Origin of the sequence: Paraburkholderia lebeckiae, assembly GCF_050436325.1 — a bacterium.
Lineage (GTDB): Bacteria > Pseudomonadota > Gammaproteobacteria > Burkholderiales > Burkholderiaceae > Paraburkholderia > Paraburkholderia tuberum.
The window spans coordinates 1,630,024-1,650,403 of record NZ_JBNDLZ010000002.1 but is presented as its reverse complement, the minus strand read 5'-3'; the positions used below and the strand labels follow the sequence as shown (position 1 = coordinate 1,650,403).

Below are 20,380 nucleotides of genomic sequence, written 5' to 3'. Positions count from 1 at the left end.
GCTACTCACATGATCACCTTCAAACGTTCGTCCAGCCTGTTGATACCGTTGCTGCTCGCGGGTTGCGCGGTCGGTCCCAACTTCACGCAGCCTGCCGCACCGGCTGCAGCCGGCTATACGCAAGCGCCGTTGCCTTCGAGGACCGCGGCGGCGGCCGGCGCGGATGGGCCGCCGCAGGACTTCGTCGCCGGCGGCGATATACCCGGGCAATGGTGGACGCTGTTCCAGTCTCCGCAGTTGAACCAGCTGATCGATCGCGCGTTCAGGCGCAGCCCGACGATCGACGCCGCACACGCTGCACTCACTAGCGCGCGTGAAAACATGCTGGCGCAGGAGGGGGCGTTCTTCCCCAGCATCGGTCTCGATGCGTCGGGCAGCAGGAACGGGACGCCGACTGCGAGCCTCGCACCGGTCGCGGCGAACAACCAGCGCATCTATTCGCTCTACACAGGCGAGCTGACTGTTTCATATTCGCTCGACGCATTCGGCCTGAATCGCCGGACCGTCGAATCGGCGGCCGCGCAAGCCGAGAACCAACGCTTCGAACTCGAAGCGGCCTATCTGACGTTGAGCAGCAACGTGGCGCTCGCGGCGATCGACGAAGCGGCCTTGCGAGGTCAGCTTGCCGCGCAAGAAGAGATGATCAAGGCCGACACCGAACTCGCGGACATCGTCCGCCGTGAATACACGCTCGGCGAAGCCGCACAGGCCGATCTGTTGCAACAGCAGGCTGTGCTCGCCCAGGCGCAAGCGGCGTTGCCGCCGCTCGAAAAGCAACGGGCGCTACAGCGCGATGCGCTGACTGCTCTGGTGGGAGGCTTTCCGAATGAAGACCTGGCGGTGCACTTCGATCTGGCGGACCTGCACCTGCCTGACAATCTTCCGGTGAGTCTGCCGTCCAGGCTGGTCGAGCAACGCCCGGATATTCGCGCCGCTGCCGCCACGCTGCACGCGGCCTCCGCACAGGTCGGCGTCGCCATCGCCAACCGGCTGCCGCAGATCTCACTGACCGCCGCACTGGGCACCTCACCGAATGCTCTCGCCAACGCGTTCACGCCCTACAACCAGTTCTTCAACGTGGTCGGCAAGGTCGCGCAGCCGATCTTTCAGGGCGGGGCGCTGCTGCACCGCCAGCGCGCCGCACAGGCGGTCTACGAGCAGGCCGGGGCGCAGTATCGCCTGACGGTCATCAACGCGTTCCAGAACGTTGCCGATGTCTTGCAGAGTGTGCAAGCCGATGCGAAGACGCTGGAAGCGTCCGTGGCCGCCGAACAGGCTGCATCGCGCAGCCTCGAGATCGCTCGCCGGAAGCTGCAGACGGGGGAGATCGCTTACCTGTCCGTGCTGACGGCACAGCAAAGCTATGAAACGGCGCACGTCGCCGCGATCCAGGCGAGAGCTGCGAGGCTCGCGGACACGGCGGCGCTCTTTCAGGCCGTCGGCGGCGGTTGGTGGAACAGGTCGGACGCGCTGGTCTCGAGCGCGGCGCTGAAAGAAGCTCATTGAGTCGGACCACGCGACACATTCCCCATGATACGAACTCTCATTGGCCTGATCTTCGTCGCTCTGCTGAACGGCTGCGCCTATTCGTCGGCACAGGCTCACCGTGCGCCGCTTGCGCAGACTGCGACAACCCGGACCGTCGACTATGCGGGCCTGCCCTGTGGCAATCAGCAAGTGCACGTCAAATCGCCGCCGTGCTACTTCCCGCGCGAAGCGCAAATACCTGCCGCCACGCTGCAGGCGGGGACGGCGTCATCGCATTGAGTACGACGCATTGCGCCCGGCAGTCGAAGCGTCCAGCTTGCCGGGCGCGCTGCCGACTCGACTGGGCGTGCGACAGCATCGACCCGCTCGCGGCGCTGATGTCCTGCTTCGCGCCCGTGCAAGCATTTGGGCGCGCTGGAACAAGTCCACGGAATTTCGTTCACCTACCCTTGGTTTCGTGCGATGCAACGAGGCGTACATAGGGTGGGCCTTTGACATCTGCCGTTCAGGAGTATGGGGATGAACAAAAATATTGTCGGTCATGGACGTGGCATGCCGCGCGCAGGCGGTTTTGGCCGCCGCTGGCGCGAGCTGCTTCTCGGCGCTGCCAGTCTGCTGGCGCTGCTGATGTCGGGTCACGCTCAAGCCGCCGCGCCGGTGCCCGCCGAGTGCGCCGCGTTGCAGGCGAAATACCCGCAATTCAAGGGCAAGACGCTGATCAACGCGATCAACCCGCACACGCCGGGTTACGAAGCGCTGGACCCGAACGATCCGACGAAATACATCGGCTTCGACATCGATCTCGGCGAGGCGATCGGCAATTGCCTCGGCTTCAAGATGGCGTACAAGCCTGTCGCGTTCTCGGCGCTGCTGGCGACGCTGCAAAGCGGTCAGGCTGACATCGTGATCTCCGATATCTATGCGACCGAGGAGCGCGCGAAGGCGGCAGACTTCATCACCTATTCGAAAGTGTTCGACGGCGTGCTGGTTGCGAAGGGCAATCCGAAGAAAATCAGCGGCATCAACCAGACGATGTGCGGCACGACCGCTGCGGAGAACACCGGCTACGTCGAAGTGCCGCTGATCCAGAAGCTCGCACCGGCTTGCAAGGCGGCGAACAAGCCGGAAGCTGCCGTGCAGCTGTACGACAACAACGCGAACGCAATCCAGGCGATTCTCTCAGGCCGCGCCGATACGTACATCAACGACGTCAATACGGTGGACCAGGCGGTCAAGGCGTATCCGGGCCAGCTCGAAAAGGCCAATGCGGTGACACTGCCGTATTCGATTGGTATCGGCGTACCTAAAACGAATCCGGCAATGCGCGCGGCGGTAATGGCGGCGCTCGTCGCGATCCAGAAGTCCGGCACCCAGACCGAGCTGCTGAAGAAGTGGTCGCTTGGTGCTGAAAATCTCGAAACTCCCAAGCTGATTGCCTCGAACTGATGAATTTGTTCCTGCACTATGTCGGCCTGCCGTATCTGTTAAGCGGCATCGGCTTCACCATCGCAGTCACGCTCCTCGGGCTGGCTGGCGGTCTGATCGTGGGACTGGTGCTCGCGAGCATGCAACTGAGCAAGGTGGGGCCGCTTGCCGTCATCGCGCGCGGCTACACGGTGATTTTTCGCGGAACGCCGCTGATCCTGCAACTCGTGTTCGCGTACGACGCGCTGCCGCACATCGGTTTGAAGTTGAGCGCGATGGGCGCCGCGGGTCTCGCGCTTGCGGCGAACGAGGGGCCGTTCATCGCGGAAATCCTGCGCTCCGGCGTGCTCGGCGTCGACCGTGGGCAAGTTCTTGCGGCGCAGGCGCTCGGCATGACGCCGACCGTGTTGCTGCGCCGTGTGATCGCGCCGCAGGCGATCCGCACCATGGTGCCGGCGCTCGGCAACGAATCGGTCAGCGCGTTGAAGAACTCGTCGCTGGCCTCCGTGATCGCGGTCGACGAACTGACCTTGCGCAGCACGCAACTCGCGTCGTCGACGTTTGATTTCTTCTCGATCTTCTTTGCGTCCGGGCTGATGTATCTCGTGCTGACCGGCTTGATTGCCGCGATCCAGCTATTCGCCGAAACCGCGCTCGATCTCGATCGCAGTCCGTCCGTACGCTTTGCGCGACTGCTGCCGTGGCGCCGGGCCGCGCTCGCCGTGGAGCCCTCCTCCGCAAGCGCGACGCTATCCGTCGGTGCGCCGCTCGACGCCGCGCCCGTGCCGGTTGCGCGCAAAGCCCATGCGGAGCGCGCAAGCCGCTACGAGCTATTGCAGACGCAGAAAGCGGCGGTGCAGGTGAAAGGGCTGAGCAAGCGTTACGGCAAGCAGACGGTGCTCGACGGCTTCGACCTCACGGTCCGCTTCGGCGAGGTCATTGCGCTGCTCGGGCCGAGCGGATCGGGCAAAAGCACGCTGCTGCGCTGTATCAATCACCTGGAGCAGTGGGATGCCGGCGAAATCCGTATCGGCGGCAAGCGCATCGGTTTTCGGGTCGACGGTCAACCAATGACACAGGGCGACCTCGCCAACGAGCGAGCGAGTGCCGGCGTCGGCATGGTGTTCCAGCATTTCAATCTATTTAGCCATCTGACGGCATGCGAGAACATCGCCGGGCCGCTGCGCTGGGTGCACGGGATGCCACCGGCCGACGCCGAGCGCCGCGCGCGCGAACTGCTCGAACGCGTCGGCCTCAGTCATCGCGCGGATGCGTTGCCGCGACATCTGTCGGGCGGCCAGCAGCAGCGCGTCGCGATTGCCCGCGCGCTGGCGCCGAATCCTCGCGTGCTGCTGCTCGACGAACCGACCTCCGCGCTCGACCCCGAACTCGTCGGCGAGGTACTAGACGTGATTCAGCGGCTCGTGGACGAAGGCGGCCTGACCATGATCATCTCCACGCACCAGTTGCGCTTTGCCGATCAGGTCGCCGATCGTGTCGTGTTCATGAGCGGCGGCGCGGTGGTCGAACAGGGACCCACGCATGAAGTGCTCACCCAGCCGCGCCATCCGTTGACAGCTCGATTTCTGAGCGTGATGGGCGCGGACGACCGGCTCGAAGTCGCGTCTTGACGACGCACGCCATTCAGCATCGCCCGGCCGTTCGTGCCGGGCGTCTTACGAGGTTCGAACAGACATGAAGCACCATACACTCCCGGTTTCGCCTGAAACGGTTCACTGGGGTTACTTCAGCAAACAGGTCGCGCCCGCGTTGACGCTGCGTTCCGGCGACCGGGTCACCATCGAGACGCTGACCCACCATGCGAACGACGACCACGAACGGATGGTCGCGGGCGACCCCGGCGCCGAAAGCATCTTTCAGTGGACCCGCGAGCACAAGGCGATGCCGCGCCGGGGCGCGGGGCCAACCGATGGACCGTTTACGCTTGGGTCGGGCGAAGGTGTCGGCGTGCATCTGCTGACCGGGCCGGTCGCGGTCGAAGGGGCCGAGCCCGGCGACGTGCTCGAAGTGCGAATCCTCGACGTGCGCCCGCGGCCGAGCTGCAATGCGTGCTATCGCGGCCGTTGTTTCGGTTCGAATGTCGCCGCATCGTGGGGCTTTCATTACCACGATCTCATCGAGGAGCCGAAGCCCCGTGAAGTCGTGACGATCTTCGAGCTCGATACCTCGGGCGAGCCATTTGCGCGTGCGGTCTACAACTACGTGTGGACGCCGCAAACCGACCCGGACGGCGTGGTCCACGCGATGATCGATTACCCGGGCGTCAAGGTCGACCCTACGCTGGTGAAGAAACGCGAGAACATCCTGCCGAACGTGAAGGTGCCGGCCAGGCTGCATTTCGGCACGATGGGCCTCGCGCCGGCGGAGCTCGACTATGTCAGCTCGATTCCGCCCAGCTACACCGGCGGCAATATCGACGATTGGCGCGTCGGAAAAGGTGCGCGGATGTATTACCCGGTCGCGGTCGAAGGCGCATTCTTTTCTGTCGGCGATCCTCATGCGGCGCAGGGTGACAGTGAACTTGGCGGTACGGCGATCGAAACCTCGCTCACCGGCGACTTCGAGTTCGTGCTGCACAAGAAGAATGACCTCGGCGGCACGATTCTCGAAGGCCTCACGCACCCGATGCTGGAAACCGACGACCAATGGTCGGTGTACGGATTCACTTTCGCCAACTACCTGGCGGAACTCGGCCCGGCCGGACAGACCGAGGTGGCACAGCACGCGAGCCTCGACAAGGCAATGCGCGACGCGTTCCGCAAGCTGCGCCGTTTCCTGATGACCGTGCACAGGCTAAGCGAGGATGAGGCCATTGCGCTGATGTCGGTCGCCGCGGATTTCGGCGTCACACAGGTGGTCGACGGCAATTGGGGCGTGCATGGATCAATTCGCAAGAACGTCTTTGTCGGCGGCGCCGGCCGCTGAGACGTGCCGCTCGGGCCGCAGGCGATTCGCCGCGCGTGTGCGCGGGCGTCCCGTATGCGTCAGGTTAGTGCACAGGGGCGTTGCTGGTGCCTGCGCGCGCAATCATCGCGGTCGGGCGGCCACCGGCGCTCGGGCCGCCGCGCCCTCGCGATGCACCCGACCCGAGTTGGTGCGGTTATTGCTTTTTTGGGCGACCCGTACCGCTCGTCGAATCTGTCCTCGGGTAGCGGGCGTTGCGCTCGTGCGACGCGCGTCTGTTCTGGAGTCAACGTTGGATTTGCTGCGCTTTACTACCGAGTCCTATTCGGAGGCCGAACGGCTTCGCGCGTGGGTTAAAGCGCTTGACACGATGGGGTGGCGTAGCGGTGCGATTGCTTCTGTGCGGGCGTTGCGTGGCACGATCGTCGCGCAGAGGTCGCCCGGCGGTTTCGATCTGGGCCTGCTGGCGTCGGTGGCGCAGACGCTCGAACCAAATGCTGCCTGTGGCGACGGCGTGCTGATCGTGCTGCACCTTGACGGTGTGGCGACGCTGCAGGCCAACAGCGGACGTCAGCCTCTGGCAGTGAACGACCTGGTCTTTCTGCCGTCGGGCGAAGGCGCCTCGCTGCTCTTCGCGACCGATTTCCGCGCTTTTGTCGCGCGTGTACCGCGCTCGGCGATCAGGGGGCGGCTGTTTGCATCGTCGATGAACGCCGGCCGGATCGCCGGAGATGCCGGTGTCGGGCACGTGTTTTCCGGTTTTCTTGCGTCGCTTGCGGAAGGCGTGGAGATGTTGTCCGCCAACGACCTGCGTCCGCTTGAACTCGCGCTGGTCGAGTTTCTGGTGGCGATTCTGTCCGTGCAACAGCGCGAAACGCCGATTAGCGGACTGACATCGTCACAGGCGGCCATCTTCTCGCGCGTGTGCCGCAGTATCGATGCGCAGCTTGGCGACCCCAACATCAGCCTCGCGCGTCTCGCCACAGAGGAGCGCGTCTCGCAGCGCTACCTGCAAAAGCTGTTTGAAACTGCCGGCCAGAACTTCTCCACGTATTTGCGGCTGCGCCGCCTTGAACGCTGCAGGGCCGAACTCGTCGATCCGCTCCACGAAAAGACGTCGATTTCGGATATCTGTTTTCGTTGGGGCTTCAACGCTCCCGCGCATTTCAGCCGTGCGTTTCGCGAGCAGTACAAGACGTCGCCGCGCGCCTTCCGTCATGAAGCGAGCCTCGATTTGGCCCGACATGTGGTGCAGCGCATTTCGCGCGGATTGCCGCTCCACACGGATGCGCTGCTGGCTCCCGCGCAAACCGCGTCGCGGGAAGCAACGCTCGACGCTGACGGTGCGATCGTGGCCAGTCGCCCCGTCGACACGCGAACCGGTTCGAGGCAGGCAATCAGCAGCCGGTCCGGCAAGCCGCGCCACCATCTGTTGCGTGCAACGGCCAACACGGTACATTGGGGCTATTTCTCACACGACCTGAAGCCGGTGCTCGAAGTCGACAGCGGCGATAGCGTGACGATCGAGACACTGACGCAGCATGCGTCGGACGACTGGGCGCGTATGGTGGCCGGCGATCCAGGCGCTGAAAGCGTGTTCCACTGGACCGCCGAGCGCAAAAACGTGAACCGGCGCGGCGCCGGACCGATCGACGCATCGATCTACGGTCGAGGCGCAGGCGAAGGGTTTGGGGTGCATATCTGCACCGGCCCGATTGCGGTACGTGGCGCCGAGCCGGGCGACATACTGGAAGTCAGGATCCTCGAGGTGCATCCGCGGCGCTGCGCGAATCCGCAATTCAGCGGGCGGGCGTTCGGCAGCAATGCGGCCGCGTGGTGGGGTTTCCATTACCGTGAATTGTTGACCGAGCCTAAACCGCGCGAAGTCGTCACGATTTATGAACTCGACGCAGAGCCCCGGCCGGACCAGGGCACGCCCTTTGCGCGCGCGGTCTACAACTACCGCTGGACGCCGCAATGCGATCCGTTCGGTGTCGTGCATCCGACCATCGACTATCCGGGCGTTCCGGTCGATCATTCCACCGTTGAGGAAAATTATGGAATTCTCAAGGGTGTCAAGATTCCGGTGCGCCCGCATTTCGGTCTGATCGCGGTCGCGCCGCAACAGGACGGTCTCATCGACTCGATTCCGCCGTCCGCGTTCGGCGGCAACCTGGACAACTGGCGCGTCGCGCAGGGTGCGAGCGTCTATCTGCCGGTGGGTGTTCCCGGGGCATTGCTGTCGGTCGGGGATCCGCACGCATCGCAGGGCGATTCCGAGTTATGTGGGACGGCGATCGAATGCTCGCTGACCGGCGAGTTCCAACTGATATTGCACAAGAGAGCGACTTTGGCTGGCCAACCGTACGCGGATCTCACGTATCCGCTCGTCGAAACCGCCGACGAGTGGGTACTGCATGGATTCAGTCATGCCAACTATCTGGCTGAATTCGGCACGCACGCGCAGAGCAAGGTCTACGAGAAGTCGACGCTGGATCTCGCGATGCGTGACGCGTTCATCAAGACGCGCCGCTTTCTGATGACGACCAAGGGCCTTACCGAAGACGAAGCAATCTCGTTGATGTCGGTCGCAGTCGACTTTGGTGTGACACAGGTCGTCGACGGCAACTGGGGTGTGCACGCGATCATCCGCAAGGCCTTGTTCACGGAATAATCATCTTGTCGTGCGTGCGCGATCGGTCTGCCGAAGCGGTGCGCACGGTGCTTTCCTTTTTTCGGAGTTACCTCGAATGGACGTATCTACAAAATTCTGGATGGTCGAGGGCGGCCCGACACCGGTAGGCCCTTTCTCCCATGCAACCGAGCACGACGGCTGGGTGTTTCTCACCGGCCAGATGCCGACGTCGCCGGAGGACGACAACGCACCGCTTCCCGAAGGCGTGGCCGCCCAGACGACACGAGTGATGGACAATCTGATACTGGTGATGACGGGGATGGATCTGGGCCTCGAACATGTCCTTTCGGCGCGGATTTTCCTGACCGAATTCAAACGGGATTACGCGACGATGAACGCCGTCTATGCAGCTTATTTTCCGACTGGGAGATTGCCGGCGCGGACCTGTATCGGCGTAACCGGATTGGCGCGTGACGCGCTCGTCGAAATTGACTTCATTGCTCGCAGGCCGGGTTGAACAGCGACTCGATGCAGCCGTTATACCTGGCAGTCAATGTGCCCATGCTACCGCGTCGTCTCGACGGTCACCTCGCCGTGCAACAGGAATGAGGTCATCTCAGGTGCGTCGCGACGGGCATCGGTCACGAGCGTCCACTCGCGTTCGAGCGGTGTCCAGTGTTGCTGGCTTGCGCGGTCCAGCTTGTGCGAGGTGACCAGTACGAAGAGTTGGGCAGCCTGCCTGATAACGCATTCCTTCAGGTAGGCCTGCTCCGCTGACGCCTCGCAGAGGCCTCGGTCAGCCACCACGCCGTCCGCGCCGAGAAATGCCTTGTCGACCGACAGGCGGCTCAAGGCAAGCTGCGCAAGCGGGCCGAGCGTGCTCATGCTGGTGGGACGCAGATCGCCGCCGATCAGCGTGACGGGCACTTCGCTCGCAGCGAGCGTGTTGACGGCCAACAGATTGTTGGTCACAACGCGAACCTCGCGACGGCCGGCGAGCAAACGTGCCATTGCCGCGGTGGTGGTGCCGCCGTCGAGAAAGATGGCGTCGCCATCCTGCACATGGCTCACGGCCACGCGCGCGATGGCCTCCTTTTGCTCACGAAAACTCTCGCGGCGGCTATCGAGCGATTCCTCGGGTTCGTGAATACCGAGCGAAGCGGCCGCGCCTCCGTAGGTGCGCACGACGCGCCGTTCGTCGGCGAGCGCGCGCAGGTCGCGGCGAACCGTCGCCTCGGACATGCCGAAGTGCTCGCACAACGCGCTGACATCGGTCATGCCGGAGAGGACGGCCTGCAGCATTGCCTCGCGGCGGTTCGTAACTTTCATGGTGATGGTTTGCCTGGGTGGTGCGCCGTGTAAAGGCGTCGAATCGCGTAAGTGTAATCAAACGGGCTGGCGGGGCAATGGGGCGGGGCAGGCAGGTGTGCGCCGCGCGAATGTGCCCGCCTGCGGCTGCAGGCCTGCTGCGTCAAATTAACTGAATTGATTGAATCGATCAATTCAGGCGAAAGCCATCGCCACCATCATTTTCCAAATTCCCTCTGCAAAAAGACGTTATTCCAGAAAAATTTGCGCGAAGCGGGGGGCGGGCGTACACTCATAAATGATTGAATCGATCATTAAAGTGATCATATCGATCACAAACAACCGTGAGACAACTATGGCCCAACTACCCATCAAGCGCGCCATCGAACGCGTACCCGGCGGAATGATGATCGTCCCGCTCCTGCTCGGCGCAGTCATCGCCACCTTTCTGCCGGGCATGCCGAAATTCTTCGGCTCCTTCACGAATGCGCTGTTTACGGGTGCGTTGCCTATCCTTGCTGTGTTCTACGTGTGCATGGGCTCGTCCATCGATATCAAGGCGACGCCCTATCTGCTGAAGAAGGGCGGCGCGCTGTTTGCCGCGAAGGTGGGGACGGCGATTGTCGTCGGTTTCGTGCTGGGCCATTTTCTTGGCGAGATGCCCGTCTCCTCCGGACTGTTCGCCGGCATGTCGACGCTTGCGGTCGTCGCCGCGATGAACGACACCAACGGCGGCCTCTACATGGCGTTGATGGGGCAATATGGCAAATCTGAAGACGTCGGCGCGTACACGATCATGTCGCTCGAATCCGGCCCGTTCCTCACCATGGTCACGCTCGGCGTGGCCGGGCTTTCGGCGTTTCCCTGGCAGACGCTGGTCGGCAGCGTCCTGCCGCTGGCGGCCGGCATGCTGCTGGGCAATCTCGACCGGGAAATGCGCGCCTTTCTTGGCCGCGCCGTGCCGGTCATGATTCCGTTCTTCGCGTTGGCGCTCGGTGCGAGCCTCGACCTGCACAAGGTATGGCAAGCGGGCCTGCTGGGCATCGGCCTCGGCATTGCCGTGGTGATCGTCACGGGCATTCCCCTTTACCTGACCGATCGGCTAACGGGCGGCACGGGTGTCGCTGGGGTGGCGGCCGCCAACACGGCGGGCAACGGCGCGGCGGTGCCGGCGCTGATCGCCGCGGCCAATCCGGTCTACGCTGAAGCCGCCAAAAGTGCGACGCTGCTGGTTGCCGCGTGCGTGGTCGTGACGGCCATCGTCTCGCCCATACTCACCGCGGCTGTCGCAAAGCGTGTCGCCACGCGCACGGAAGCGAGAGACTCGACCGTCGGAGCGACACGTTGAGCATGAGTAAACTTCTGATCGTCGCCGACGACCTGTCCGGCGCCGCCGATTGCGCGATTGCCTTCGCCGCTGCTGGTCTGCGCACGGCGGTGAGCCTCACGGCGGCGCAGGCAATACCGCACGCCGAAGTGATCGCGGTGGATACTGACACGCGCCGTATGTCGCCCGCTGACGCGGCACGTTGCACGGGCGCGGCGTGGCAGGTATACGGCGCGCCGGCCTGCCGGTTGTACAAAAAAATCGATTCCACCTTGCGCGGCAACTGGGCGGCCGAAGTCGCCGGCTTGCAGCCGCTCGCGGGGCTCGCCATTGTCGCGCCGGCTTACCCGGCAACCGGGCGTACTGTGTGTGACGGCCGGGTCTTCGTGCACGGCATTCCGCTCGAAGAGACCGAAACCTGGCAGCTCGAACACGCTGAACGTTCTGCCGATCTCGCGACGATGCTGGAGTCCGCGGGCCTCACCACGGCGCTGCTGACGGTCGCGGCGCTGCGCGGCGATCGGCGGACATTGCGCGAGACGCTTGGCGCGGTGATGCGCGGCGGCGTGCAGGCGCTGGTCGTCGATGCGCAAACCGATGCGGACCTCAGGGCGCTCGCCGAGGCCACGGCGTCGCTCGACGGCGCGTTCTTCTGGGTCGGCTCCGGCGGACTGGCTCGCGAGCTGGCTTTGGTGAGCAGCCATTCCTCGCCCGCGCCGGACCAAAACGCGGCGGCGCCGCAGATGTACCGGCAGGACGGCGCGGTGCTGATTCTGGTCGGCAGCCTCTCGGCGGTCTCGGAGCAGCAATGCGCGATGCTGCGCGAGCGTGCGGGCATCGCCGAGTTCGTGGTGCCGCCCGCCTTGCTGCGAGACGCCGAGCGGCATCCGCAATGGCCGGGCTGGCAGGCCCGCGTGGCCGCTCACCTTGGCGAACGCACCGATCTGCTGCTGCGAATCGGGCGCGACGAAGCGTTCAATCCGGCCGAAGGTGCGCACCTGTCGAAGGCGCTGGCGGCGCTCGTTGCGCCATCGTTTGCGCATCTCAGCGGACTGATCGCCACCGGCGGCGAAACTGCGCGCGCGATGCTGAGCGCGGTCGGTATCGCCAGTTTGCAATTGCTGTCGGAGATCGAGCCGGGCGTCGCGGTAGCGCGTCCGCATGGCCGCGAGCACCTCAGGATTGTCACCAAGGCCGGCGCATTCGGCAGCGCGCATGCGCTGTACGGCGCTTACCTTCATCTGAGGAGCGCGACCGACTCCGCGCACGGCGGGCCGGAAGTCAGCAGCCCGGCCGGCCCCTCCACACCCTCAACGGCTTGCAACACGAGCCCACGGAATTCAGCCAAAACACTATGAGCAACTACCTTCCTGTCATCGGCATCACGATGGGCGACGCAGCCGGCGTGGGTCCCGAGATCGTGGTCAAGAGCCTGACGCACGAGTCGGTCTATCAGCAGTGCCGCCCGCTTGTCATCGGCGATGCGGCACGCCTGGAACGCGCGAATGAGATTCTCGGCGGTAGCGCCACGGTGCGTCGTATCGAGAACGCGTCGGAGGCCCGCTATGAGTCGGGGACCATCGAGTGTATCGACCTCGCGCTGATTCCCGTCGACCTGCCATTTGGCAAGCTGTCGGCACTCGCGGGCGACGCCGCCTACCGCTACATTGCGCGCGCGGTCGAGCTGGCAAAAGCCGGCGAGATCGACGCGATCTGCACGGCACCCTTGAACAAGGAGGCGCTTCACGCTGGCGGTCACAAGTATCCTGGCCACACCGAGATGCTCGCATATCTCACAGGCATCGACGAAGTCTCGATGATGCTCGTCGCGCCTAAATTGCGCGTGATTCACGTGACCACGCACATTGGCATCATCGATGCGATTCGCAAGATCGAGCCGGGCCTCGTGCAGCGCACGATCGAACGCGGTCATGCGACGCTCGTGAAGGCCGGCATCGCCAATCCGCGCATCGCCGTGTGCGGCATCAATCCGCATGCGGGCGAGAACGGCCTGTTCGGTTACGGCGAGGAAGGAGAAAAGATCGTTCCCGCGGTGCAGCGTCTTCGCGAGCGAGGCTGGGACATTGAAGGTCCGTTGCCTGCCGACACGCTTTTCTTCCGCGCCGGACGCGGCGATTTCGACCTGGTGGTCGCGATGTATCACGACCAGGGTCACGGTCCGGTCAAAGTTCTTGGGCTGGAGGCGGGCGTCAATGTCACGGTCGGTCTGGATGTGATCCGCACCTCGGTCGATCACGGCACGGCGTTCGACATCGCCGGCAAGGGCATTGCCGATGAGCGCAGTCTCCTCGAAGCCTTGCGTCAGGGCGCCGAGCTCGCCACGCGGCGAACCTGAGGCGCGGCGATGGGAGTACCTGTGCGCAGAACCGCGGACTTTCACCAGAAGCTGCTGGAGGCCGGCGTCGCGCTGTTTGCCGAAACCGGTTATCACGGCACCGGCGTGAAGGACATCGTTGCGCGCGCCGGCGTGCCGAAGGGTTCGTTCTACAACTACTTCGACAGCAAGGAAGCGTTTGGCGCGGCGATCCTGCGTCACTACGCGGACGAGCAGGCGGCAGAGTGGCAGCAGTATTCGATCGAAGCGGATGCGCCTGATCCGCTGCTCGCGCTACGCGGCATCTACGAGCGCATGGTGGCCGACTACGAGGCTTGTGAAGATCGTTGCGGATGCCTGTTAGGCAATTTTGCCGGCGAGATCGCGCAGTCGAGCGATCTGTGCCGTCGTGCGGCGCGCCTGACGGTCGACGAATGGCGCATGCGTTGTGCGGAGTACCTGCGCCGAGGACAGGAGTTCGGTTCGGTGCGCCGCGATCTTCCGGCTGAAGCAATGGCAGACCTTTTCTGGAATATGTGGGAAGGCAGCCTGTTGCGGATGAAGCTGGAGGACTCGGTCGAACCTTTGAAGACCTGTGTGCATTCGATGTTCGATCTGTTTTTCAAGTCCCGGCAATAACAGTAAGCGAGGTCGGCGCGCCGGGCGGCGCGCAGTCGCTCTGCGGTGCGCGGTTTGTCCGCAGTTGAGACGACCGGTCATATCAATGCAGGAAAGCAAGGTCCCCATGCAAAACTTCATGTTCCACAATCCAACTCGCATTCTGTTCGGCGAAGGCCAGATCGCCGCACTCGACACGGAGGTCCCGCCCAACGCGCGCGTGATGATCACGTGCGGCGGCGGCAGCATCAAGAGCAATGGCGTGCTCGCGCAAGTACAGGCAGCGCTCGGCGAGCGCCCCTATTTCGTGTTCAGCGGCATCGAGCCCAATCCCACCTACGAAACCTTGATGCAGGCGGTCGAGTTGGCACGTGAGCGCGACCTCGACTTTCTGCTCGCAGTCGGCGGCGGCTCGGTGATCGACGGCACGAAGTTCATCGCGGCCGCACTGAAGTTCGACGGCGAACCGTGGGACATCCTCGCGAAACAGGTCGAAGTGCGCGACGCGATGCCGTTCGGCAGTGTGTTGACGTTGCCGGCCACGGGTTCCGAAATGAACAACGGCGGCGTGATCAGCCATCGCGCGAAAGGCGACAAGCTGCCGTTTCGCAGCGATGCAACCTATCCGCGATTTTCCGTGCTCGATCCGGTCACGACCTACTCGCTGCCGCCGCGGCAGATCGCCAACGGCGTCGTCGACGCATTCGTTCATGTCGTCGAGCAGTACCTGACCTATCCGGTCGATGCGAGAGTGCAGGACCGCTTTGCTGAAGGGCTGTTGATCACGCTGACCGAAGTGGGTCCGCAGGCGCTTGCCGAGCCGCACAACTATGCCGTGCGCGCCAACCTCATGTGGACCGCGACGCTCGCGCTCAACGGCCTGATCGGCGCGGGCGTGCCGCAGGACTGGGCGACTCACATGCTCGGCCACGAAATCACCGCGCTGCACGGGCTCGATCATGCGCAGACGCTCGCGATCGTGCTGCCGGCCATGCTGAGCGTGCGACGGCAACAGAAGCACGCCAAGCTGCTGCAATACGCGGAGCGCGTCTGGAACATTACCGAGGGTAGCGAGGACGAGCGCATCAACGCGGCGATCACCGCAACCCGCGTGTTCTTCGAGCGCATGTCGCTCGGGACCCGGTTGCGCGACTATCAGATTGACGGCAGCTCCATCGGCACGCTGATCAACAAACTTGAAGAGCACGGGATGACGGCGTTGGGCGAGCATGGCAACGTGACGCTCGAAGTCAGCCGCCAGGTCTATCAACTTGCAGTCTGAGCGATCCCGTGTCCGCTTGACTGTTCTCCTGGATTATCACCATGAAGATTGGATTCGTAGGTCTTGGCTCGATGGGCGCCGCAATTGCGATGAACCTGATCGAGTCGGGGCATGAGGTGCATGTTTTCAACCGCACGGCCGCGAGGGCGGAGCCTTTGCGCGCCGCTGGCGCACGGGTCGCCGCAAGCCCGGCGCACGCCGCGGAGTCGGCTGACGTCGTTTTCACGATGGTCGCCGACGATGCCGCGCATGCCGCCGTCACGTTCGGCGAGGCCGGTATTGCTAGCGCGCTGCGACCGGGCGCGCTGCATATCTCGATGAGCACGATTAGCGTGGCGGCCGCGCAGGATCACGCGGCGCGCTACCGCGAAGCGGAGCTCCCTTTCGTGTCCGCACCGGTATTCGGCCGGCCCGACGCCGCTGCGGCGCGCAAGCTCTTCATCATGGCCGCGGGCGAGGACACGCATCTCACCGTCGCGGTCCCGCTTCTCGAGCAACTCGGACAGTCGGTCGGCATCGTCGGCACGGATCCTTCGCAGGCGAACCTCGTGAAGCTGATCGGCAATTTCATGCTGTCCGCGATCATCGAGACTTTGGGCGAGGCCTGTGCGGTGGCCGGCAAGGCGGGCATCGACCCGATGCGCCTCGTCGAATTGCTGACGAGCGCGAACTTCAACGCGCCGCCGTACAAGATCTACGGCCCGTTGATCGCGTCCCAGCAGTTCCAGCCGCCGGGTTTTTCGTTGCCGCTCGGCCAGAAGGACAACCGTCTGATGCTGGCGGCCGCCGAGGCGCTGGGTGTGCCGTTGCCGTTGGCGAGCCTCGTGCGTGACCGCTTCCTGACCTTGCGTTCGCAAGGGATGGGCGCCGCGCACGACTGGTCGGCCGTAGCGTTGTGTGCGTTGTCCGATGCGGGTATGAGCAAGCCGGTCCACTTCCCGACCTAGCCGCCTCGCGGCTGATTCGGCGGTCTTCACGCTGAGCCACACGATGACGAGCGCTGCCGCGGCCAGCCGCGGCAGCAGTAAGCCGTCCAGGGGCTACCATCCGAATCTTTGCCGGAGACTGTCTGCACTGAACGAGGATGTGAGCCGCACGGCGAAGATTGTCATGTCATCGGTGGCCTCAGCATGGCTCTTTTCAGACCCCTCTCCGAAACGCGCCACAGCGGTAATCAAATCAGGGTATCGCGTGGCGGGTTCGTCTGACCTTGGCAATGACCGCGCCGATGGCATGCAGTGGGAGCGTTGTTTTACGAACGTGGACTGAAGGTCGGCTGGCAAATGGTGACTGAGTTCCTGCAGCAGTCAAGCGAGACCGGCCAGTTGCGCAAGCGTGACCCGGCCGTCGCGGCAGCGCATCTTCGGGCGCTGTGCGAAGCGGAGTTGGTGGAGCTTTGCCTGTTGGGCGTGCCGGCGGACACGACGCCGCGCAACGTCACGAAAGTCGTTCACAGAGCGGTTGACGTGTTCCTGGCCGCGTATGGATGCGCACAGTCGCCGGGCTGATAGCGCTTCACGTCAGTCCGGCAAACGCCCGGAATGGACGTGCCACAGCTTCCAGACAGCTTCGCGTTGGATCCAGATCTGCGTGACGAGCGCGCGAATCTCGACCTCAGATCCATCCGTCCTGCGCACCAGCGATTGCTCAAGCCGACCCGTCGTAATCACCATGTCTGGCAGAAACCGGTACGCGAGCGGCTGCGGACGTTCAATCTGCCGTGTCTCGATCTTGTCGGTGAGGAAAGTCAGATACTCCGACTTGCCATGAACGTAGCCGGATGAATGAACGAACATCAACTCGTCGTCGAGAAGCGAGGCCAGTGTCAGCATGTCCCCTGACACCGTAGCGTCGCAGCGTTGTTTTTCCATTGCGTCGACGGCGGTTTGAGCGAACGCATTCTTCATCATGATTCCCCTGCGGATGCGGCATGCGCGCGGCCCGTCAGGAACGGCACCGGCTGCCAGTTCAGTTGTATGTTCGTGGGCATTTTCCGCACCGCGAGTCGTTCGCCGCGGTCAACGCAATAATTCGCCGCTCAGTCGATTTCCCTGCGAAATGGGTTCGGCCGCGAACCTTCCCATCGGCAATGCACAGCTTGCAATCAGCGCGACCGCGGATGCGCCCATAACGTAGTAGGCTGGCGCTGCGAGGGAACCGGTCTGGCGAATCAGTAGAGTGGCCAGCAACGGCGCAAAACCGCTGAATACGACGACAGACAGGTTGTATGCAAGCGCGATTCCACTGAATCTGACCTGGACAGGAAATTGATCGGCGAGTACCGACGCCCACGTACCGCTTGCCAGTGAGAAAACGACGCCGGCGAGGACAAATAGCACGACCGGATCGACGGTATGGTTGACGAGCGCTTGATAGAACGGGTAGCTCAACAGGATCAATAGCGCCGCGGACGTGCGCAGGAGATACCGGCGCGGGATCTTGTCCCCGAACCAGCCCGCAGCGAGCAGGCCGAAAGAGCTGACAATCAGATAGGCGTTCTGGGCAATCGCCGCGGTCCGGGGCGCGTAGTGCAACTGCTGCACGAGATAAGCGGGCATGTGACCGTACAGTATGCCGTTGACGCCGGCCATCACCGCGATCGTGAGCGCTCCCGTCGCAACGGCCTTGCCATGACGTCGCAGCGTCTCGCGAAACGGTTGTTTGACTACGGCTCCGTGCATCTCCTTGAACTCGGGCGACTCGTCCAGATTGCGGCGCATCCAGTAGGAGACAATCCCGCAAACGCCGCCGAACAGGAACGCGATCCGCCAGCCATATGCCGCCGCATCCGCACTCGACAGGTAGGTCTGGATGCCGAGGTTGACGAACGTAGCCAGCAACACGCCCACGTTGACCGCGCAAATGATGATGCCCGCGGCAAGGCCCGCGCGATGCGGTGCCGCTTCCACCGCATAGGTGATGGCGCCGGGCATTTCTCCGCCGACGCAAAAACCCTGCAGCATGCGAAGCATGATCAACAGGATCGACGCGGTCATGCCCCAGCTCTGGTAGTTGGGCAGCAGCCCCAGACAGATGGTCGCGGTCGTGACCACAATGATCGAGCCAAGGAATACCGGACGCCGGCCATAACGGTCGCCCCAGCTACTGAGCACAATCCCGCCGAGCGGCCGGATCACGTATCCGATCGCAAGCACGGAGAAAGTCGCGAGCATGCTGATCAGCGACGACGCATTCGGGAAAAACTGGGCCGCGATGTTATGCGCAAAAAAGCCGTAGACGATGAAATCGTAAAACTCCAGCGAGCCGCCAAGGCTCGCGATGAGAATCATCTTCCACTGCGACCATGTCAGGCCGGGGGGCTGCGGTTGGTCGGCGCCGCCGACCGGATTACGGGTTGTCTCCATGACTCCTCCAGTGATTGTTGGCTTCTGTGTCCAATGATGTGCGTGCGTTGGTAACGATGTCTCTCGCGCTTCAACGCGTTTTGCGGGCTTACCAGGTCATGCGCTCTCTGTCTGCAGGCCAGGTAATGCGTGTTCAAGCAGACAGCACAAGGATTCCGCCTCCTGAGCGACGCCATACACATACCGGTCGGGACGTATAAGCACAGCCGAAGCGCCGGTTGAAGCTAACCACTCACGGACGGCAACCCCTTCGCTGGCGACGATCTCGACGCCAGCCTGCGCGGCGCGACTGGAAATGTCGCTACATTCAGCGAGCAACTCCGGTAGCACGACGAGTGCAAAGCGATAACCGACCACGTCGTCCAGCAGGCGTCCGTCCGCCAGACGGGGTTGGGGTGCGATTTGTCCAACAACGCCTGACGGTTCATCGAGACAGGCTCCCGGGCCGAGCTTCGGTTGCGGGGTGACGAAATTGCGAATCGCTGCGCTCATTTCGCTGTCACGGCTGCTAGCAAGTTCCGGACGGGTCGTCTGAATCACGGACCCGAGCTGTACCGCTGTTTTGATAAATTCGCGCACGTGCGGCGAACGCTCGGATTCGTACGTATCGAGCAGGGTATCAGGCGCCTCTGCGCGGATGACGGCACCCAGCTTCCATGCGAGATTCGACGCGTCGCGAATGCCGGCCGCCATCCCCTGGCCCATGAAGGGCGGCGTCTGATGCGCTGCATCTCCGGCAAGCAGAAGTCGTCCACGGCGCCAGCCGTTGGCCACCACCGAGTGAAAGGTGTAGATGGCGGAACGTTCGAGGCGTGCGTCGGCCGGCGAAATCCAGCGAGCGAGCTTGCCCCACAGCCACTCATGAGAACCGAGTTGTGCCGCATCATCGCCGGGCATCACCATGATCTCCCAGCGGCGGCGATTGCCGGGGCCGCGCGTGTAGGTGGTCGGGCGCGCCGGGTCGCAGTATTGAATCGAGTAATCGCCGAGGTCGGGCCGAGGGGTGTCAAGCAATACGTCGACGACCACCCAACGTTCATGCGATTTCAGATCGGTGAGTTCAGTGCCCATGAAGCGCCGCGCAATCGAGCGTGCGCCGTCGCAGCCGACGACGTAACGGGCAGTGGCATGGCCGAGCTTGCCGCAACTCGTGTTTTCGAAGCGGAGCCGGACGCCATTGCTCGTTTCGTCTAGCGCGAACACTTCGTGACGCAGGCGCACATCGACATTCGGCTGGCCGGCCAGGCGTTCACGTAACGCGTTCTCGAGATCGGGCTGATGAAACTTGTAACTCGCGCACCAGCCGTGCGGCCCGATGCAAGTAGGGCGCTGCCAGTCGATCAGCAACGTGCCCTCGGCGTTCACGAATTTCATGCCGGGACCGACAAACAGCTTGGGAAGCAGTGAGTCCGCGATGCCGACGGTCTGGAACACGCGCATGCATTCGCCATCGAAGTGCACTGCGCGAGGCAGCGCGAAAATGTCCTTGTCTCGCTCCAGCACCAGCACCCGCAAGCCTTCGATTGCCAGAAGGTTGGCCAGCGTCGCGCCGGTGGGCCCGAGGCCGATGACTGCCACGTCGTAATCACACGCGTGCGTCGAAATGGTTTTATCTGACATGTCTGAGTCCGTCTGGAAGACGCCGGGCGCACGCACAGCGTGAGTCCGGCGC

Annotated in this window: 18 protein-coding genes; 14 read left to right on the top strand and 4 right to left on the bottom strand. The window is 63.5% G+C overall.

Annotated elements, in window-relative coordinates:
• Window positions 1-9: 9 nt before the first annotated feature.
• From OKW44_RS10800 to OKW44_RS10770, 7 genes are all read left to right on the top strand, one after another.
• A complete protein-coding gene (locus OKW44_RS10800) occupies window positions 10-1,506 on the top strand; it encodes an efflux transporter outer membrane subunit (protein WP_018424387.1) in 1,497 nt (498 codons plus the stop codon).
• Window positions 1,507-1,530: 24 nt separating this feature from the next.
• Entirely contained in the window at window positions 1,531-1,767 is a 237-nt protein-coding gene (locus tag OKW44_RS10795) for a hypothetical protein (RefSeq protein WP_018424388.1), read from the top strand.
• 240 nt (window positions 1,768-2,007) lie between these two features.
• Window positions 2,008-2,934, top strand: coding sequence for an ABC transporter substrate-binding protein (locus OKW44_RS10790; RefSeq protein WP_018424389.1), 927 nt, complete (start codon window positions 2,008-2,010; stop codon window positions 2,932-2,934).
• Entirely contained in the window at window positions 2,934-4,544 is a 1,611-nt protein-coding gene (locus tag OKW44_RS10785; RefSeq protein ID WP_018424390.1) for an amino acid ABC transporter permease/ATP-binding protein, read from the top strand. Before OKW44_RS10790 ends, OKW44_RS10785 begins: the two co-directional genes overlap by 1 nt.
• A 64-nt stretch (window positions 4,545-4,608) precedes the next feature.
• Window positions 4,609-5,859 carry an acetamidase/formamidase family protein gene (locus OKW44_RS10780; RefSeq protein WP_018424391.1) on the top strand — a complete coding sequence of 417 codons (1,251 nt, stop codon included), beginning with the start codon at window positions 4,609-4,611 and terminating at the stop codon, window positions 5,857-5,859.
• 271 nt (window positions 5,860-6,130) lie between these two features.
• Complete coding sequence (locus OKW44_RS10775) at window positions 6,131-8,512, top strand: acetamidase/formamidase family protein (protein WP_018424392.1); 2,382 nt, start codon at window positions 6,131-6,133, stop codon at window positions 8,510-8,512.
• Between the two features lie 76 nt (window positions 8,513-8,588).
• A complete protein-coding gene (locus OKW44_RS10770) occupies window positions 8,589-8,990 on the top strand; it encodes a RidA family protein (protein WP_018424393.1) in 402 nt (133 codons plus the stop codon).
• A 47-nt stretch (window positions 8,991-9,037) separates the two neighbouring features.
• On the opposite strand, the gene OKW44_RS10765 is transcribed toward OKW44_RS10770, so the two are convergent.
• Complete coding sequence (locus OKW44_RS10765; protein ID WP_018424394.1) at window positions 9,038-9,802, bottom strand: DeoR/GlpR family DNA-binding transcription regulator; 765 nt, start codon at window positions 9,800-9,802, stop codon at window positions 9,038-9,040.
• Between the two features lie 334 nt (window positions 9,803-10,136).
• On the opposite strand from OKW44_RS10765, the gene OKW44_RS10760 reads away from it, so the two are divergent.
• From OKW44_RS10760 to OKW44_RS10730, 7 genes are all read left to right on the top strand, one after another.
• The gene (locus OKW44_RS10760) at window positions 10,137-11,129 is read left to right on the top strand and encodes a 2-keto-3-deoxygluconate permease (protein WP_026226515.1); all 993 of its coding nucleotides are present in this window, start codon (window positions 10,137-10,139) and stop codon (window positions 11,127-11,129) included.
• 2 nt (window positions 11,130-11,131) lie between these two features.
• A complete protein-coding gene (locus tag OKW44_RS10755; RefSeq protein ID WP_035471800.1) occupies window positions 11,132-12,466 on the top strand; it encodes a four-carbon acid sugar kinase family protein in 1,335 nt (444 codons plus the stop codon).
• A complete protein-coding gene (gene pdxA, locus OKW44_RS10750) occupies window positions 12,463-13,464 on the top strand; it encodes a 4-hydroxythreonine-4-phosphate dehydrogenase PdxA (RefSeq protein WP_018424398.1) in 1,002 nt (333 codons plus the stop codon). The genes OKW44_RS10755 and pdxA overlap by 4 nt, the downstream gene beginning before the upstream one ends.
• A 21-nt stretch (window positions 13,465-13,485) precedes the next feature.
• A complete protein-coding gene (locus tag OKW44_RS10745; protein ID WP_018424399.1) occupies window positions 13,486-14,082 on the top strand; it encodes a TetR/AcrR family transcriptional regulator in 597 nt (198 codons plus the stop codon).
• 106 nt (window positions 14,083-14,188) lie between these two features.
• Window positions 14,189-15,343: an alcohol dehydrogenase gene (gene yqhD, locus OKW44_RS10740; RefSeq protein WP_018424400.1), complete on the top strand. Its 1,155-nt coding sequence runs from the start codon at window positions 14,189-14,191 to the stop codon at window positions 15,341-15,343.
• A gap of 41 nt (window positions 15,344-15,384) precedes the next feature.
• Window positions 15,385-16,290: an NAD(P)-dependent oxidoreductase gene (locus OKW44_RS10735; RefSeq protein ID WP_018424401.1), complete on the top strand. Its 906-nt coding sequence runs from the start codon at window positions 15,385-15,387 to the stop codon at window positions 16,288-16,290.
• Between the two features lie 300 nt (window positions 16,291-16,590).
• Window positions 16,591-16,851 (top strand): TetR/AcrR family transcriptional regulator C-terminal domain-containing protein, encoded by a 261-nt coding sequence (locus OKW44_RS10730; protein ID WP_239499248.1) that lies wholly within the window; start codon window positions 16,591-16,593, stop codon window positions 16,849-16,851.
• A gap of 12 nt (window positions 16,852-16,863) precedes the next feature.
• Here the strand turns inward: OKW44_RS10730 and OKW44_RS10725 are convergent, their stop codons facing one another.
• From OKW44_RS10725 to mhpA, 3 genes are all read right to left on the bottom strand, one after another.
• Window positions 16,864-17,253 (bottom strand): nuclear transport factor 2 family protein, encoded by a 390-nt coding sequence (locus tag OKW44_RS10725; protein WP_018424403.1) that lies wholly within the window; start codon window positions 17,251-17,253, stop codon window positions 16,864-16,866.
• 108 nt (window positions 17,254-17,361) lie between these two features.
• The gene (locus tag OKW44_RS10720; protein WP_018424404.1) at window positions 17,362-18,708 is read right to left on the bottom strand and encodes an MFS transporter; all 1,347 of its coding nucleotides are present in this window, start codon (window positions 18,706-18,708) and stop codon (window positions 17,362-17,364) included.
• 96 nt (window positions 18,709-18,804) lie between these two features.
• Complete coding sequence (gene mhpA / locus OKW44_RS10715) at window positions 18,805-20,328, bottom strand: bifunctional 3-(3-hydroxy-phenyl)propionate/3-hydroxycinnamic acid hydroxylase MhpA (protein ID WP_018424405.1); 1,524 nt, start codon at window positions 20,326-20,328, stop codon at window positions 18,805-18,807.
• Between the last annotated feature and the right edge of the window lie 52 nt (window positions 20,329-20,380).

Bases quoted from the DNA above. Each gene is read 5' to 3' on its own strand.
- OKW44_RS10800 (WP_018424387.1), top strand. From the start codon at position 10: ATGATCACCTTCAAACGTTCGTCCAGCCTGTTGATACCGTTGCTGCTC.
- OKW44_RS10795 (WP_018424388.1), top strand. From the start codon at position 1,531: ATGATACGAACTCTCATTGGCCTGATCTTCGTCGCTCTGCTGAACGGC.
- OKW44_RS10790 (WP_018424389.1), top strand. From the start codon at position 2,008: ATGAACAAAAATATTGTCGGTCATGGACGTGGCATGCCGCGCGCAGGC.
- OKW44_RS10785 (WP_018424390.1), top strand. From the start codon at position 2,934: ATGAATTTGTTCCTGCACTATGTCGGCCTGCCGTATCTGTTAAGCGGC.
- OKW44_RS10780 (WP_018424391.1), top strand. From the start codon at position 4,609: ATGAAGCACCATACACTCCCGGTTTCGCCTGAAACGGTTCACTGGGGT.
- OKW44_RS10770 (WP_018424393.1), top strand. From the start codon at position 8,589: ATGGACGTATCTACAAAATTCTGGATGGTCGAGGGCGGCCCGACACCG.
- OKW44_RS10765 (WP_018424394.1), bottom strand. From the start codon at position 9,802: ATGAAAGTTACGAACCGCCGCGAGGCAATGCTGCAGGCCGTCCTCTCC.
- OKW44_RS10760 (WP_026226515.1), top strand. From the start codon at position 10,137: ATGGCCCAACTACCCATCAAGCGCGCCATCGAACGCGTACCCGGCGGA.
- OKW44_RS10755 (WP_035471800.1), top strand. From the start codon at position 11,132: ATGAGTAAACTTCTGATCGTCGCCGACGACCTGTCCGGCGCCGCCGAT.
- pdxA (WP_018424398.1), top strand. From the start codon at position 12,463: ATGAGCAACTACCTTCCTGTCATCGGCATCACGATGGGCGACGCAGCC.
- yqhD (WP_018424400.1), top strand. From the start codon at position 14,189: ATGCAAAACTTCATGTTCCACAATCCAACTCGCATTCTGTTCGGCGAA.
- OKW44_RS10735 (WP_018424401.1), top strand. From the start codon at position 15,385: ATGAAGATTGGATTCGTAGGTCTTGGCTCGATGGGCGCCGCAATTGCG.
- OKW44_RS10725 (WP_018424403.1), bottom strand. From the start codon at position 17,253: ATGATGAAGAATGCGTTCGCTCAAACCGCCGTCGACGCAATGGAAAAA.
- OKW44_RS10720 (WP_018424404.1), bottom strand. From the start codon at position 18,708: ATGGAGACAACCCGTAATCCGGTCGGCGGCGCCGACCAACCGCAGCCC.
- mhpA (WP_018424405.1), bottom strand. From the start codon at position 20,328: ATGTCAGATAAAACCATTTCGACGCACGCGTGTGATTACGACGTGGCA.